General features: G+C 51.4%; 10 protein-coding genes. 4 read left to right on the top strand and 6 right to left on the bottom strand.

Annotated elements, in window-relative coordinates; genetic code table 11:
- Positions 1 to 194: 194 nt before the first annotated feature.
- The 3 genes from L1278_RS12070 to L1278_RS12060 all read left to right on the top strand — a co-directional run bounded on the left by L1278_RS12070 (position 195) and on the right by L1278_RS12060 (position 5,617).
- Entirely contained in the window at positions 195 to 2,081 is a 1,887-nt protein-coding gene (locus tag L1278_RS12070) for a gamma-glutamyltransferase family protein (RefSeq protein ID WP_253404560.1), read from the top strand.
- 255 nt (positions 2,082 to 2,336) lie between these two features.
- Positions 2,337 to 3,866 carry a DUF5723 family protein gene (locus L1278_RS12065; protein WP_253404558.1) on the top strand — a complete coding sequence of 510 codons (1,530 nt, stop codon included), beginning with the start codon at positions 2,337 to 2,339 and terminating at the stop codon, positions 3,864 to 3,866.
- A 503-nt stretch (positions 3,867 to 4,369) separates the two neighbouring features.
- Positions 4,370 to 5,617: a serine hydrolase gene (locus L1278_RS12060; protein ID WP_253404551.1), complete on the top strand. Its 1,248-nt coding sequence runs from the start codon at positions 4,370 to 4,372 to the stop codon at positions 5,615 to 5,617.
- Here L1278_RS12060 and L1278_RS12055 read toward each other — a convergent pair.
- The 6 genes from L1278_RS12055 to L1278_RS12030 form a co-directional block, all read right to left on the bottom strand.
- Entirely contained in the window at positions 5,607 to 6,344 is a 738-nt protein-coding gene (locus L1278_RS12055; RefSeq protein WP_253404548.1) for an endonuclease/exonuclease/phosphatase family protein, read from the bottom strand. The genes L1278_RS12060 and L1278_RS12055 overlap by 11 nt on opposite strands.
- A 397-nt stretch (positions 6,345 to 6,741) precedes the next feature.
- Positions 6,742 to 8,265, bottom strand: coding sequence for a calcineurin-like phosphoesterase family protein (locus L1278_RS12050; protein WP_253404545.1), 1,524 nt, complete (start codon positions 8,263 to 8,265; stop codon positions 6,742 to 6,744).
- A gap of 91 nt (positions 8,266 to 8,356) precedes the next feature.
- Positions 8,357 to 9,799, bottom strand: a complete 1,443-nt coding sequence (locus L1278_RS12045) for a SusD/RagB family nutrient-binding outer membrane lipoprotein (RefSeq protein ID WP_253404543.1) — start codon at positions 9,797 to 9,799, stop codon at positions 8,357 to 8,359.
- A 69-nt stretch (positions 9,800 to 9,868) separates the two neighbouring features.
- Positions 9,869 to 13,060, bottom strand: a complete 3,192-nt coding sequence (locus L1278_RS12040; protein WP_253404535.1) for a SusC/RagA family TonB-linked outer membrane protein — start codon at positions 13,058 to 13,060, stop codon at positions 9,869 to 9,871.
- A 930-nt stretch (positions 13,061 to 13,990) separates the two neighbouring features.
- Entirely contained in the window at positions 13,991 to 14,659 is a 669-nt protein-coding gene (locus L1278_RS12035; protein WP_253404533.1) for an NAD(P)H-binding protein, read from the bottom strand.
- 50 nt (positions 14,660 to 14,709) lie between these two features.
- Entirely contained in the window at positions 14,710 to 15,540 is an 831-nt protein-coding gene (locus L1278_RS12030) for an SDR family NAD(P)-dependent oxidoreductase (protein ID WP_253404531.1), read from the bottom strand.
- A gap of 838 nt (positions 15,541 to 16,378) precedes the next feature.
- Here L1278_RS12030 and L1278_RS12025 point away from each other — a divergent pair.
- The gene (locus L1278_RS12025; protein ID WP_253404528.1) at positions 16,379 to 17,059 is read left to right on the top strand and encodes an OmpA family protein; all 681 of its coding nucleotides are present in this window, start codon (positions 16,379 to 16,381) and stop codon (positions 17,057 to 17,059) included.
- The last annotated feature ends 97 nt before the right edge of the window (positions 17,060 to 17,156 follow it).

The raw sequence follows: 17,156 nt of genomic DNA, 5'->3' as shown, positions 1-17,156 counted from the left end.
AGGGTATCTCACTGCTAAGCTGCAAATTTTCTCTTTATTTACCAGCCCTTTTTACATAAATATAGTTTGGACTGATTATTCAGATACGTTATACCTTTTATACCGTGATTCAATTGGAAAACAGGATAAATGAGGAAGGTCCCATAGGTCTTCTCTGAGAAAAATCACTAAATTGATCTCCTAAACCGAAACAAATGAAACGATTCCTATCCCTTTGTCTGCTGGCCCTGCCCCTGTTCCCGGTGGCGGCGCAGCAGACCCAGAAGCCGGTGTTGCACGGCAAAAACTGGGTAGCTATAACAGGCAAGCCGCTCGCTGCCACCGCAGGGGCCATGACCTTCCAGAAAGGCGGTAATGCCGTGGATGCGGCCTGTACCATGCTGGCAGCCACCTGCACCATGTGGGACGTGCTGAGTTGGGGCGGCGAAACACAGGCACTCATCTACAACCCCAAAACCAAAAAAGTAATCGCCCTCAATGCGATGGGTGTCGCTCCTACCGGCGCTACTGCCAAGTTTTTCAAAGACAAAGGCTACAACTTCCCGCCTGAAAACGGTCCTCTGGCAGCCACCACCCCCGGTACTCCCGGCGGGCTGATGCACATGCTGGCTAACTATGGTACCTTGAGCCTGGAAGAGGTGCTGGCGCCCGCCATGGAAATGGCAGCCGGCTACCCGATCGAAGCGCAAACGGCCAATAGCATTGAACGAAACAAGGAACTCATCAAGCAGTGGCCTTACAGCAAAAAAGTATTCCTGACGCATCCGGGGGAGGAACGGGAAGCGCCGGCGGCGGGTGAGATCTTTGTGCAGAAGGACCTGCTGCAGACGCTCACCAAACTGGTGGAGTCTGAAAGAGCCGCACTGAAGCAAGGCAAAAGCCGCAAGGAAGCTATTATGGCGGCCTACGACCGTTTCTACAAGGGGGACATTGCCGAAGAGTTTGTGCGTGGCTCTAAAGAGCAAGGTGGACTGATCACTATGCAGGACCTGGCCAAATGGAAGCCGATCGAGGAGGAGCCGTTAATGGTGAACTACAAAGGCGTGGAGGTATACAAGATGCAGCAGTGGACGCAGGGACCTACCCTGCTACAGGCACTCAACATCCTCGAGAACTTCGACCTGAAAGACATGGGCTACAACAGCCCCCGCTACATCCACATCGTATACCAGGCCATGAGCCTCTCCTTTGCCGACCGCGACTTCTATTACGGCGATCCTTACTTTAAACCGGAAGAACCTATGAAAGGCCTGCTCAGTAAGGAGTATGCTAGGCAACGGGCCAGCCTGATCCAACAAGACAAGAACGACGCGACCATTGGTCCGGGTGACCCTTATCCTTTTGAGGGCCGCAAGAACCCCTACCTGAAATTGCTGAAGAAAAGAGGATTTGAACCAGACACTGTGCGCCGCAACTTTGCCCCAACACACGATCAACGCACCGGTTTAATTCAGGAAGAAACTGAGTACCAGGACCGGCTCTGGCGCGGTACCACCACCATTGAGGCGGCAGACAAGGAAGGCTGGATCGTTTCGATCACACCGAGCGGGGGCTGGCTTGCGGCCACTATAGCGGGCAATACAGGTATAGGTATGAGCCAGCGTATGCAGAGCTTCGTGCTCGACCCAACGCTGAATCCTTTCAATGTGGTGGAGCCCGGCAAACGTCCGCGTGTAACGCTCACACCTTCCATGGCGCTGAAAGACAGACGGCCATACCTTTCCTTTGCGGTGCAGGGCGGCGATACGCAGGAACAGAACCTGCTGCAGTTTTTCCTCAACGTGGTGGAGTTTGACATGAACGTGCAGAAAGCAGCCGAGGCTGCCAACTTCAACACCAACCAACTCTGGCTCTCGCTCGGCGGCACCAAGACCGATGACCGTAAACCGAAGCCCGGCCACATCCTGCTCAACGAAAGTACACCTGATTCTGTGCGCAACGAACTGAAGAAGATGGGCTATACCTTGAGTTTCGGCGACCGCACCAGCGGACCGATCAACGCCATTTTCTTTGACTGGAAACACGGCAGCTTCTGGGGAGGCTCCAGCAACCACGGCGAAGACTACGGCATCGCCTGGTAAGTTTCCATACTTGTCTTCACATCACAATCCCCTTCAAATTGAAGGGGATTTTTTTTCACTAAATACCCAAACGTAGGTATTGGCAATTAAAATCTGTCCTGCTACCTTTGCAGCCACTCACATAAGAATAGTGTTTTTTCTATTTATAATTGAGCAACTACCTGTTGTGCTTTTTAATACACTTACCTACGTATGCCCTTCCGGGCTATGATTTACAGCTTAATTGTCCCATTCACTCACCCTTATTCGCATTGCATGAATCGAAACATCTACGCAGTTAAAATTGCCCTTGGACTCAGTCTCCTCGCCAAAACATTGCTGCCTGAAACAGCACAGGCGCAGCAGTTAGGTATAGCCAACAGCAATTATGCCGGCACAAACGGCCTCTATACCAATCCCTCGGCTATAGCTGATTCCCGCCACAAGTTCTACCTGAGCCTTTTTTCAGCTGAGTTTGGCGCCACAAATAACTACCTTCGCTACGATGCACCTATGTCGCTGCTGAAGCTGGCTCGTCAGGGCGAGGAGTTTAAAAGTGAGTACATCCAGGAGAACCTGAACGGCAAGCAGAAGCTCGTGATGGCCGGTGCAGACTTCAGAGGTCCGGCGTTTATGTGGCAGTTAAGCCCCCAGCACAGCATTGCAGTAACAACGCGCGTACGTGCCGCTTTCCAGGCAAACAATCTGTCAGAGGAAGTGGCGCGACTGTATAAAGTAGCGGATGGCGAAGACGACAGCTACCTGTACAAACCCTACACCGGCAACAACATGAACCTGAATGCCAATGTGTTTTCGGAGTTTGGCCTGAGCTATGCCCGGGTAGTGCTGGACCAGGGGCCACATTTTGTGAAGGCAGGTATAACCCTGAAGCGCCTCAACGGTGGCTCGGCGGCTTTCCTTAACCTGGAAGATACGGACCTGCAAGCCGAGGAAAGAATGGTAGAAGGCACTGACGATGCAGAATACGTAGTGAAACTAGATAAAGTGCATGCCCGCTATGGCTATGCGGCTGCGCCAGAATTTGACGCGGCTGAAAGTGGTGACATCCTCGGTTTGTTGCTAGGCGGCAAAAGTGCTGGCAGCGGATGGGGTGCCGACCTGGGCTTTACTTACGAGTACCGCACGAGCAACCCGGATTACCAGATCACACGCAATGGACAGCAACTTACCAACCTTGAACAAAACAAGTACAAATACAGGGTAGCTGTGTCGCTGATGGATGTTGGTGGCATCCATTACAATAACCCGGATTTGGTATGGGCTTACGACGTGACACGCACTAACAAAGAGGTGAACCTCTCAGACATAGGAGACGCAGAAACAACTGAGGATAAGCTGGACTACCTAAACGAACAGTTGGATGTGAGCGAAAGCGAAAAGCAGACTTCTTTCCGCGCCTCTTTACCCACCGCCCTGAACATTAATATTGACTATCGCCTGACGCGAAACATTTACGCGAATGCCACTCTGATCCAGGGTGTACGTGGCCGCAATTCAATCGGAATGCGCCAGAATTCGCTGTTTGCTATTACACCACGTGCTGAGTTCAAAAAGTTTGAGCTAGCTGTGCCTGTGGCCCTGCAAAATAACTATTCAGTGCTGACTGTAGGTGCTATGGTGCGTTTCATGAACTTTTACATCGGCTCTGATAACATCGGGGGTGCCCTTAACCTAGGCAAGCCATATGGCGCCAATGCCTACATTGGCGTATCGTTGCTACCTATTCTGCAACGCAACCCGAAAGAGAAGAAATCAACTCCTGCTACTGTTCAACAGCCTGGTTAAGTGCAGGAAGCTCGGTATACTTTAAACCCCGTACCTGGAAAAGGTCACGGGGTTTATTTTTTCTGATGAGTTTACCAAATTAGCAGTACAAAGTTATCTGGTCGAGCAGAGACTTTTACCTGTTGTCCTAATTTTTTTAAACTTAATTAAATTTATCACATTAGAAATATCCTACAATCCAATAACTCTCTCTTATTATCGGATTAACTTAATAAATAAAGTGCAATTACGGTTTACAATTTATTTTGTTTCAGAAACAAACATAATTTAAATTAGCATCAGAATCGCAGCGTCAGCGCTTTCAGATTCGAGCTCCTATACCTGCACTATGAAAATCGGCGCAGCCTGGGTTATCATTACTACCCAACTGCTTCGCCGCTATACATTTTTAGTACCAATTACCTTTTAACAGTATGCACCGAAGGTTGTGTGTCGCGCTATTTCTGCTTTGCATCTTCGCATGCCAGGCCGGAATCAGGAGACCTACAAATTCACAGACCCACTTGTCAGAGACCGGCTTCTTCCCTTTCTCTGGATTCCCCGATAACACTTCGCAGCGGATGACTGCCGTAGCGTCCACCACGGGCGGCTCAATGTACCTTTCACCTGCCATATCAGATATCAGCAGCAACAATGTTTTGGGAAGTGATCCTAAAAACTCAGGGGCGCAGCGCAGCATCTATTACAATGTGGAAGATGCCGACGGAAGCGTGGTGCAGCGGCAGGCCATACCTGGGTCCGCGTACATTCATTTCGACGAGACGCTCGATGAAATCATGCGGCGTTATGACGTACCGGGGCTTGCCATCTCCATCACCCGAAATGGTGAGCCGGTTTTTGTCAGAAGCTACGGTTATGCAGACAAGGAAAAAGAAGAACTCGTGAGCGACCAGAGCCTGTTCCGAATTGCCAGCCTTTCCAAGCCCATCACGAGCGCCGGTATTCTCAAACTGATACAGGACGGAAAGCTTACGCTGGCTGACAAGGTGTTTGGTGCAGAAGGTATACTGGCAGACGATTTCCCGGAACCAGCTGATCCTAACATAACACAGATCACCATCAATCATTTACTCACCCATACCTCCGGATGGCCCAACAGCAAACGCGATCCGATGCTAGTCGATGGCGCTGTTACGGCCAGAGAGATCATTACAGAGCAGGTGCAGCACCAGGTCCTGGAGCACCAGCCCGGCTCAACTGTTACTTACTCTAACCTGGGGTATAGCATCCTGGGCCGGGTAATCGAAAAAGTGACAGGCAAGCCTTATCAGAATTTTGTACAGGAGGAAATTCTACATCCGGCGAAGGTTTTCGGAATGCAGATAGCGGGCGACTCGGCAGCAGAACAGGCACCGAAAGAGGTGAAATATTACCAACGGGAGCACAATCCCTACTCGTATAACATGGCACGTATGGACGCACATGGCGGCTGGCTGTCGAGCACAGGCGACCTGATGCGCTTCATGGCCCTGATTGATCGTAACCCGGCTATACCTGACCTGATCGGAGAAAACCTGCTGCAGACTACTTATTTTGGTGGCGACACCTGGACCCACTATGGCTCCCTGCCGGGCACCACGACCGTGCTGTCCAGGGTCAACGACGAGTACAGCTTTGTGGTGCTGGCCAATACGCGCTACAACCGCTCACCCAACCGGATAGCAGATGAAATAACCGATGCCCTCCGAGAGAAAATCCTGTCCATGGAAAGCTGGCCTACCGGTGTAGAGCAATTGGCCACTAACGACTAGCGGGAGCAGCCGGGAGCTCTAACACCGCCACCACCGGCCGATGGTCTGAGGCGTAGCTTTCCGGCATAACATGCTGTGAGAGAACTTTCAAATTAAATGTGCGCGAAAAAACGATGTAATCGATGATGCGGTCGGGATTGTCTTGCGGGAAAGTAGGTTCGCAATTGGTCTGGCAGGTACGCTGAAATACACCGTCAAGCGCCGTGATGGCGGGGCTATCTGGATAGTCGTTGAAGTCGCCGGCCAGGATGAAAGGCCCTTCCTGAGCTTCGGCAATGTTGTTGATGGTTTGAACCTGCTGCAGGCGGTTGTCACTGCTCAGCACATCGAGGTGGGTGCTGCCAAATAGGATGCGTTGCCCACCCGGTAACTGCACGGTAGCAAGTGCTACTACCCGGTCTTCTGCTTTCGGTTCGGCCTCTTCAGGCAGCGGGACTTTCCGGGTATCTGATAGCGGAAAGCGCGAAAGGATCGCTACGCCATACTCGCCTCCCCCAAAATCAATGGCCTTCGCAAAGTAGTAGTGCATCCCGAGCAGCTCGGCCAGTGCTTTGGCCTGGTTTACATTTCCTGATCGTGCAATATTCACATCCACTTCCTGCAGGGCCACCAGGTCAACAGATTCCTTTCTGATGACGTTTGCAATGGTCTCCAACTCAATCATGCCTTTCTTACTTGGCGGATTGGCGTGGTGAATGTTGTAGCTCATGACGCGAAGTTGGGTCACGGGAGTTTCAGATGCGTGTTTAGGTGTACTTTGCCGAGAGCTTGGCGCACAGGAAATCAGCAGCAACAGGCCACTTAAATACAGCAGTGACAGATTGGAAAGGAAGCGCATAGGTATAGCTAAAGGTATAGTTTCGTAAATATAACGATCTGTTGGTGCGGTCGCAGCTTCTGGCCTGCTCTTTTCAGGTATAGCTTGGCGTAAGCCGGAACCCGCAACCTGATACCTGTAGCGACTAGCCTCAGACTCTACCGGATTCCAAACAAATGTGCCAGAACCCCAAAAGAGTTCTGGCACCTGCATGCTATACTTGGTCAGGCAAATTGCTATACCTGCTTCAGTGAGAGGCTATACCTGGTAAGAGACAATACAAGCTATACCTGGCAAAAATCTATACCTAGCGAACGGCACTTTCCGGCCTGGCAAGTTTCACTTCATCCCTGTATACATTTCCGAAACGATCGGTTGCCTGCACGGCAAAGGAGGTGGCTCCAACTGATGGTTTGGCAAAGAACAGGTGATCAGTTGGCTGTGGCTCCACCCATTTGTGCTTGGAAGGTTTAGCAGCTCCTTCATGCAGCTCTACTGACAAAGGATCCAGCCCGGTTTCACGAGTCATTTCGCCCATGCGCTTGCCGTCTTCCAGCCACTCCACTTTCCAGCTTGGGTCCCAGTTCCAGACGTTCACAGCCACCTGCTCCGGCTTTGCGGTCATAGCCCCTACCGGGTATACCCGCAGCTGGTGCTCGCGCGGCAGTCCCGTCGATTTGTAGTACCACTGCAATTCGCTACCCTTCACCTCATATACGCCATAGCCGCTCGGCGTACCGTCGTAGCAGATCGGGCCGGTCCACCAGGCTCCGCAGATGGTACCGTGTACGTGCTCGATGATATTGTCGCCCTCAAAGATCTTTTCGTTGAAATGGGTATGGCCCGACATGATGTGCGCTTTGTATGGCTGCAGCAGACGGTATAATTCTTTACGGTTCGACACCACACCGCCCAAGGATGGCTCTTTCTCTTTATTACGCTCATGCTGGCGGGTATAGGCCGGTATGTGCAAGCTAACTACCACCGTTGAACCGGGCTTTACAGTCGCCAGATCCTGTTCCAGCCACGCCAGCTGCCGCTCCGTCAGGTAACCAATGTATTTCTTGGCCGTGCCGATAAAGAATACATCATCCAACACCACATAATGCACCTCTCCCCTGTTGAAGGAATAATAGGTTGGCCCGAACAGCTCCTTGAATTTTTCGGTTGAGCCTTCGTCAGTACGAGCATCCAGGTTCATATCGTGGTTGCCGATCACCTGGAAGAAAGGGATACCGGCTATGGCCAGCGCCTCCTGATAGTCGTCGAAAAGCTCAAACTTGTCCCACACCAGGTCACCGCAGCCAATGCCGTGAAAAAGGGTGTCTTTTGGATAACTGCTGACCAGCGCTTTCAAGTCAGGCGCTGACTCGCGCTTCAGCTGCTCCGCGTCTGCTTTTGAGATGATTTGCGGGTCGGCCCATACCACGAAGTTGTGCTGCGTGTCGTCCTGCGCCAGGCGCTTCAGCTCGAAGTCCGCTTTGAAACGTCCCCGCTGCGGTACAATTCTTTTGTAGAAACGGGTAATGCTCTTTTCGTTTTCGAACTCGTAGCCGCGCGGTATGGACAGGTATACAAAGTCAGCGGTAGCATTGCTGAGGAGTTCGTAGCGGCCAGCCGAGTCGGTGGTCACCACATTAATGCCGTCGGTTACAGATACGCCGGCTATCCCTTTTCCGTTGGCGTATACCTTGCCGCTCAGGGTTACGGTGCTCAGGTCTTTGCCGCGGACAGGTATAGCGGGTTTGGCCTGCAGGATACTAGGTGCCAGCGTCAGGCCCATACCTGCCAGGCCGAGGGATTTAAGGAAGGATCTTCTTTTCTGAGACATTTTTAAATCAGTCTGAAATGGTTGTTTCAATTATAAAAGGAGTCGCGCCCAGTACGAGCAACGACTCCCTGTTTTCATAGCTTTTGTAGGCTTACTTTTCCCACCAAACTTTGGTGTTAATATCGTCGCCGCCCATACGCTCCACGGCTTTTTTGTAGTTCTCGCCGTTCATCTGCTGCACGTTGGCTGGGTAGCGGAAACGCACCGGCACTTGCTGGTTGTTCATCATACCTTCCATTTTAGGCAACACGGGCAGGCCTGTGCGGCGGTACTCAAACCACTGCTGGTAATCCGTGAAGTACAATGCCAGGTACTTCTGCAGCATAATGCGCTCCAGGGAGCCATCGTAAGCAGCGGCCGGATTTTCAAAGTAATCGGCCGGCACTTCGGCACCCCACTGCGCAATGGCAGCCTTTACGCCTCTTTCGTAGTGCGACTGCGCATCGGCACCGGCAATGCCTTTCTGCGCCAGCTCAGCCTTGATGAATTCCACCTCGGCATAACTCATCATGACCGCAATCATTGGTGCAGTCACCAAGGCGATGTTCGGACTGGATGGAGAGAAATCGAACTGGGCACTGTTGCTGTCAAAACCACTCGGAATGCCCTTGTAACCCACCTTGGTTTTGCCGTCTGTTAACGTTGCCTCTCCAAAGAACTTCGGACGGCGCGGATCATTCAACGCGTTCAGATTGTCGATAAAGAAAGCAGAGGCAGCACGGCCTGTTCTAAAGTCAACGGCACGGCCCCACGGCGATATCATCGGTGGGATGCCCGTAATTTTAAGGATCGCCGCCTGTTCGTTGCTGGTAAACACCGGGTTTGCCTCCGGGTTGTTGATGATCTCGGCCAGGCCGGCCACTGCATTCATCTCTGACTTGTTAGATACCCGGAGCAGCAGGCGGAGGCGCAGTGAGTTGGTGAAGCGCTGCCAGTTCGTTACGTTGTTGCCATAGAGAATATCCGTGCCGTACACCATACCTCTGGAAGTGCTGTAGAGGATGTTTGCCCGCTCCAGGTCAGCCAGTATTTTGGTATAAACCTCCTGCTGTGTATTGAAGGCAGGGTAGAAAATTTTTTCATCACCACGCGATGCGTCATCCATGGGCACATCCCCGAAGGAGTCTGTCAACAGCGAGTATACCCAGGCATTCAGGGTAAGGGCAATCGCCTCGTAGTTAGGATCTTCTGCCGCTACAGCTGCCGCCTGCATTTCCTTGATATTGGCAAGCCAGCGGTAGTAAGTGTTCCAGGTCGAGTTGCCGGCGCTCTCCCCGATGTCATAACGGTGCACGCCACCGGATGCGCTCGGGTATGGCAGTGCTACCTGCATCAGATCAAACGTGAAGGAATTGCTCCGGGTGGCGTTAAAGCTCGACACCTCATAAATGATCGGGTTGAGCAATGTGCCTGGGCTGATTTTTTCGATGAGGTTCGGGTTGATGTTGATCTCCTCGAAGTCGTCGGTACAGGAAGAATTAAGGCAGGTCAGGACAACCAGCACTGCCAGAAATTTATTTATACGTTTTGTCATTGCTTTGAAAATTTGGGAAGCCGGCCTGAGAATCCCAGGCCGGCCCAGGCTATCTTTTAGGAATTCAAATTAAAGTTGCAGGGTAACATTCATACCGAAGGTTCTGGTAGAGGGCATCTGCCCCATTTCCACTCCAGGCATAATGGTACCACCATTCAGTGCAGCCGTCTCCGGATCGAAGATCGGGAACTTGGAAATCATGGCCAGGTCACGACCGTAGAGAGCCACACTGGCCCCGTTGATAAACCTGGTCTTAGCGAGCAGCGTTTTTGGCAGATTATACTCCATGCGCACTTCACGCAGCTTCAGGAAGGAAGCATCGAAGGAGTTAGACTCCAAGTTGGCGCGACGATAGTAGCGTGTGTAGTAGGCCTGAGGCTTTACTTTTACTGTGTTTGGCGAGAAAGTGCCGTCGCCGTTGTCCACTACGCCATCGCCTATAATGAAACCATCCTCGCGGCCCATCAGCGTGCTTTTCAACTTGCCTTGTTCCGCCATTTTATGGTGCGTCTGGGAGTAAATGATGCCGCCGTACTGGCCATCAAGCAATACATTGAACCGGAAGTTTTTGTAGGTGAATTCGTTGTTGAAACCGGCCTTCCAGTCAGCGTAGGCATTGCCGATGTACTGCGTTTCAGCAGGGTAAGCCGGCAGGCCTGCCTTGTCGTACACGATTTGTCCGTCGGGGCTTCTTACAAAGCCAAAGCCGTAGATGTCGCCTGTGCTTCCGCCCACTTTAGCGATGATGCTTGCCTGGCCGCCCATGTGCAGCACCTGTTGATCGGTTCCGAGGTCCTCCGCCAGCTCCATTACCTTGTTGTCGTTCTTAGACCATACCACAGACGTATTCCAGCGGAAACCGCTTCTTTCTATAGGCGTGGCGTTCACCATCAGTTCTACACCCTGGTTGCGCACCTTTCCGGCGTTCATTACAGCCCTGCTATAGCCTGTAGTAGGGTCGAGCGGGATTTCCAGAATCTGGTTTTCCGTAAAGCTTTGATAGAGAGTAATGTCCATGCCCAGGCGCCCCTGGAACAACCTGTATTCCAGGCCGGCCTCATAGCTGGTGGTAAGCTCTGGCTTGAAGTCCTTGTTGTGTAGTGTAGTAGGCACCGAGCCAGAGGCTGCAAAGTCGCTCTGTCCGTAGTATTTTCTAGTCCTGTAAGGGCTTGTATCGTTACCCACTTTCGCCGCGGAAAGCCTCAGCTTGGCATAAGACACCTGGCGCGGCAACGTCAAGATATCGCTCAGTATAAAGCTGGAGCTGATGGAAGGATAGAAAAAGGAATTGTTTTGTACCGGCAGCGTAGATGACCAGTCGTTACGGCCCGTCACGTCCACAAATACTTTGTCCTGATAAGAGAAGGTGGCCAGACCATACAAGCTGTTCACGTGCTTGTTTGAGTGGTTTGTTGTCATCATCGGGTTGCTGAGGCCGTTGGAGAGTTTGTATACCGCTGGGATCACCAGGCCATCAATCACCCCGTTTGTCAGTCTGTATTTTTCACGTCTGGCGTTGCCGCCAAATGAAGTCCTGATATCAATATCGCTACCTATCTTATCTTTGTAAGTAACCAGGAAGTCGTTATTGATCTCATAGTCGAAGATGTTCTGCTCCTTGTAGTAACCGAGCGGAAAGTTGGCCGTGTCAAATGGACGGCGCTGCGCCCGGTCCTCCTGTCTTGTCGTAAGCGCAGAGCGCACCAGCAGGTCAAACTTCGGAGAGAACTCATAAGTAGCCGAGAGATTACCCACCGTAGAATAGTTATTCATGGCATTGGTCATCTCGTAGGCGATCACATAGGGGTTGTCGATGTAAGAGCTAAACGGGTGAATCTGTTCCAGCTGCTCTTTGCCCGCTTTCCATCTTGGCTCGTACCAGGCCAGATCCACGTTCGGGTTCTGGAAGATCATGAAGTAGGCAATCGACTGGTTACTGTAGCCGGTGCCGGGCAGGTTGTCGCTTTTCTTGTGCGTGAAGTTAATTTTTGAGTTCAGCTTCAGCTTATCCGACACGTTGTAGTTCAAGCTCAGAGCGGCCGTCATGCGCTCAAATCCGGTGTTGGGCATGATCCACTCGTTCTTAGAATGCGTCAGGGAGGCGCGTGCCGAACCACGGTCATTGCCGCCATCCACGGCTACACTGTTCGTAATGGTAGAACCTGTTCTAAAGAAGCCTTTGATATTGTCTTTGTAGGGTCTCCACAACTGGCGCTCAGCCGATTGCCCCTCCAGGGTGGGATCATACTGGTAGAAGTACTGTCCGTCAAACTTAGGACCATAGGCGCTACTGGTACTGCCTGTATTCTTGCTGTCCTCTGACACGTGGTAGGAGTAAACGGGCTTTCCGTTCTTGTCCAGCTCATGCGTTCCCTGCCCATACTCATACTGGTAATCCGGCCACTGCAGCACATCGTTAAAGCTGAAGTTGGAGTTCACCGTCACGCCCAGGCCTTTTTTCCTGTTGGTGCCGGATTTGGTGGTGATGATCAGTACGCCGTTGGCGGCACGGCTGCCATAGAGCGCGGCCGCGCTCGGTCCTTTCAGCACGGTGATGCTTTCAATATCGTCGGGGTTGATATCCGCAATGCCGTTACCAAAGTCCACCGGGATATCATTCCCTGAGCCTGCCCCATAGGCATTGTCAACTCCTGAACTGGTCATTCCGCTATTGAGCGGCACACCATCCAGTATGATCAGTGCATTATTGCCATTAGGATCCAGCGAGTTATCCCCGCGCAGCGATATGCGTGTAGAGTTTACTGGCCCTGAACCAGGAGACACCAGGCTCAGACCTGCCACTTTACCGGAAAGAGCGCTTGCAAAGTTATTGGAGCGAGCGTTGGTAAGGCTTTCGCCGCTAACTGTTTGGGTAGCATACCCCAGGGCCTTCTCTTCCCGCTCTATACCTAAGGCGGTTACCACTACTTCGTTCAGCTGATTCTGATTGGGCTGCAGCTGGATGTTGATAAAATCCTTGCTTCCGACAGGCAGTTCCTGCGCGAGGTACCCGATAAAGGACACCACCAGCACATCGTCCTGGTTGCGGACACTTAGTTTGTAATTGCCATTTCCATCGGTGATTGTGCCATTAGTCGTGCCCTTCACGGCCACACTGGCTCCCGGCAGTCCTGAGCCCTGTTCGTCGGTTACTTTGCCCTGAATGGACAGCGATTGTGCCACGGCCACCTGACAGCAAAGCAGCAGGAGCAACAAGGCAGGAAGTTGCCGTTTTAAAAGTGTAAAAGTTCTTAATAGCATAGCGAAAGATGTTGGTTTATCTGGTCGCAAAGCTATTCCGGGCAGGTTACCCCAATATTAAGGAAAGGAAATGTAAAGGTTAAGGAATCAGGAGGAGTATCCGAAAATCTTGACCTTTTAATAATGTATAAAATACCTGTACTTCATTAAAGGAGACGTCCTACACCTAATACCATCAACTTGAGCAATTGATCTATCGGATTGATCAATCCGATAGTTAGCTGTAGGGGATTTCCTAATCTCCGAATTATGAAAGATTGTAAACGCGGGTTAGGATACCCCTCAACAGATGGCAGAAGTGGAGCCTGTAATCGCCTATTCACAGGTATAGGCGTTCTAGGAAATTAGCCTCATCCCAGCCTTCTCCTTTTATTGAGGGCCCCTACCCTAAAAGAGTCGTGCACGATTAACATCCCCCTGCCCCTCTCGAGAGGGGGACTTTTCAGCTTCTTCGTAATCTACAGGTATAGCTTCGTAGTTGCAGCAGCTTTTCTGCTATACCTGGGCCAACCACCCTTGCCCCTCCTTGTCCAAGGAGGGGAGCTTGTGTTGATACTGCTTTACAGGTATAGCTTCGTAGTCGATATCACAAACCACTGACAGGTATAGCAAGAGTAACTTGCCCCGGTAACTATGAAACAGAAAGCAGTGCCGGGTGCACTCTTGACGATTTTGTGTCTGAGCGGTCAGCGAGTTTAAAATCGTCTTGATTTTTTTGCTTACTGGGGGTAGGGGCCCTCTTTCTTTTCATCAAGGAAAAAAGTGAGTGCCCGCCGCACAGGCGAAGCTATAGAACAACTCAGTTTGGTATACCTGTACTAGCTGTAGCTACACAGCAAAGTAAGCTATACCTATAGCTTACTTATAACTGGGCCAGAGGCCTTACAATAGTTGACACGATCAAGGACACTCGCGCCACTTCTATCACACCTACCGGCTCAAATGCTCTCTTTCAGCTAGCTTGAATATGTTGCCTAAGGTATAGGTATGCACGCCGGGCCGGGCGGCTATACCTGCGTTGATCATGGCTTTCGCCACTACCTTGTCTTCGTAGGGTTTGTACTTGCCTGCTATACCTACTTTATCTAAAAAGTGCATCACCTTATAGGCTACTTCCTCGCCGGTGCGGCTCTCTTTGCGGTCGCCGTGCAGCAGGCCGGGCTGTATGATGCTGATGCTCTGGAAGTCGAGCTTCTTCACATTCTCCTCCAGCGTGCCTTTCATGCGGGAATAGAAGATCATGGAATCCTTGTTAGCGCCTGATGAGGAAACCAGCACATAGGCCGGCACACCGTTCTTAGCGGCTGCTTCGGCGAACTTGTACTGGTAGTGGTAGTCTACTTTGTACTGTTCGTTCTGACCACCTGCCTGCTTGAGCGTCGTGCCTAGCGTGGAGAAAAACACATCGCCTTTCACCAGGTGCTGCCACAATTCGGGTTTGTCGAAGTCGATGAGGTGCTCTTCCAGTTTGGGGTTGGCTATACCTAGGGAACGCCTGCCAAACACGGTCACTTTGCCGAAGCGTTCGTCTGTCAGTAGCTGCTGTACCAGTTGCGTTCCTACCAGGCCGGTTGCGCCAATTACGAGTGCTGTTTTCATAGGATGTTTTATTTATCTGATTACTTACCTTGCTATACCTGCAACACGGGCTATTGTTTTCCGGTCCCGGTCAGCTGCACAGAAACATCCCATAGTTTAGCGGCCAGTTCCGGGCTAACTTGCGGATTTCGGCTACCGGGTCTGCGTTTGTAATAATACTCCCCATCCTGCCAGTCCTTGCCCGGCATAGTGCTGATCAGCCAGAGCAGGGTATCGGCTCCTTGCTCAGGGGAGATCATCAGGAAACGCCCCAGCAAACCTTCATACGCCCACCTGATCAGGCCGCCCCCTTCCCGCGCAAAACCTGTCCCGACCACCCCCGGATGAAACGAAGCCGCCCACACGCCTCTAAAGCGCCGGCTGATTTCCATGGCATGCAGGATGTTCATGAATTTGGCTGCTCCGTAAGCCGACATGCTTTTGTAGTTCTTCTGGTTTTCGAGGTCGTCGAAGTTCACGCGGCCCATGAGATTGGCAGCGCTGGAGGTATTGATCACGATTGCCTTGGAGCTCTCCAGTCGTTCCTGAAGCAGTAGTGTGAGCAGAAAGCCTGATAAATGGTTGACCTGCAATGTCATTTCATGGCCGTCTTCTGTCATCCGTCTGTCAGCAATAATGCCGCCCACGTTGTTGACCAGCACATCAATACGGGGATATTCTGCCAGCAGATCCCGGGCAAAAGCGCGCACCTCCGCGAACCGGGAGTAATCCACGAGGTAATAGTCGCAGCCTATCTCTTCGGCCAGCTTTTTGGTTTCACCGGAACGACCCGTAATCACGACCTGCGCCCCCTGCCGTCGCAGGCTTCGTGCCGCCGCTGCGCCTATACCGGAACTGCCGCCCGTAATGATGATGGTTTTACCGCTGAGGTCTGCCTGCATGTTGGTATATCTTTAATAATTAAAAAACTAAGGTAAGAACAGCTGCTGTCATACCTGACAGGTATAGAAAAACTGGTGCGGTCTTATACGATTGTTCTGGCTTTTGCGCTGTGTGGTGGATATGAGCCTTCTGCTAATAACTGTAACAACAAAACTGTCCCTTTGAGGGGACCAGCGGGGTTTTTCATGCTGTGAAAATCTGCATGGAAATTACCTTCATACTGTTAAAATCCTCGCTGGCAGGGAGGTTAAGCTCTCGGCACTGCCTCTCAAGATTCTTTCAGGTTGACAAAAAAGGGTACTGGATCCGGCTACACAACTCTTCGGGGCATCCATATCCAGGAGCTTTCTGTTGGGGATGCCCACAACCCAGCGTGTAGGTCTGCAGGTATACGGTGATTTGGAAATCCCCTACCGTTTGCTTTCGCATTAATAAATCCGAGAGAGCCTGTGAGCTGGCGTTGCAGGTATACGGGGACAAGGATGTCCCCTGCAGAAACACTTCCGGATACATATATCCGGAACAGCAGTCTTATACATACATCCGGACACGGTTTCAGGAGGAGTCTCAGCATTCAAAAGAGTATTCAATAATAAAGTCCGGTGAGTGATAAAAGTGCTCATCAAAAGCATTTACCAGGCTGCTCAGGTGGTATACGGATCAGGAAATCTGTTGCAGTCTAAGACGCGCATCAGAATTAGACTTTTTTTATTTAAGAAATCAATATATATAACTAATTCTACAGGTAAGTCGTAATCTTTCTATTGCGCCTTAGTTTTTTCAAAGATGGCGCAATGTTGATCTAAATCCTTTTAAACAAAATAAAACGACTGAAAAATGGCTGAATTAAACGTTGAACCGAAAAAGAACAGACCCATCTGGATATGGCTCGTACTGGCTCTTCTGGCCTTGCTGGCCATTATATTTTTACTACGTGGATGTGACGACAACGACGTTGACCGTGACATGGACACAGATACTACAACTGCCACCACCGCAGCCACAACTGCTGGTGCTACCACCGGCGGCACAACCGGCGCTATGGATACCGACAATCGCACAGCAACTGACGCCGACTGGGATGACATCGACCGCAATGCGCCGGTTGCCACCTACCAGGAGATCACTGACAGGGACGTGACTGTACGAGGCAATGATGAGTATGCCATTTACAGCGTCGATGAGACAATCCTGTTCGGTACTGATTCGAAGGAGATCCGCGCGGAGGCCGCACCGAAGTTAAAGCAGGTGGCACAATCGCTGAGCCAGCGCTACAACGACGGGCAGATACGCATCTACGGCTACACCGACTCCAAGGCCAGCAAAAATTACAATGAGCAGCTGGCTGAAGAACGGGCCGAGGCCGTGCGCAACTGGCTGACACAAAATGGCAACATCAGTGCCGACCGCATTACGGTACATGCGGTAGGTGAGGCCGACCCGGCTGCCACCAACCAGACCGCCGAGGGGCGTCAGCAGAACAGACGCGTGGAGATCGTGGCACGACGCGGAAACTAAGCATCGGCGGCCCCGCATGAAGTAGAATTATTCGTGCGCCAGGAACACGCGTATAACCTATTAATACCAAGCCAGCTTATTAACTATTAACTTATTA

The sequence above is a fragment of the Pontibacter sp. HSC-36F09 genome (genome assembly GCF_024171605.1).
GTDB lineage: Bacteria > Bacteroidota > Bacteroidia > Cytophagales > Hymenobacteraceae > Pontibacter.
The sequence above is the reverse complement of the archived record's forward strand: the minus strand, read 5'-3'. Positions and strand labels throughout refer to the sequence as shown.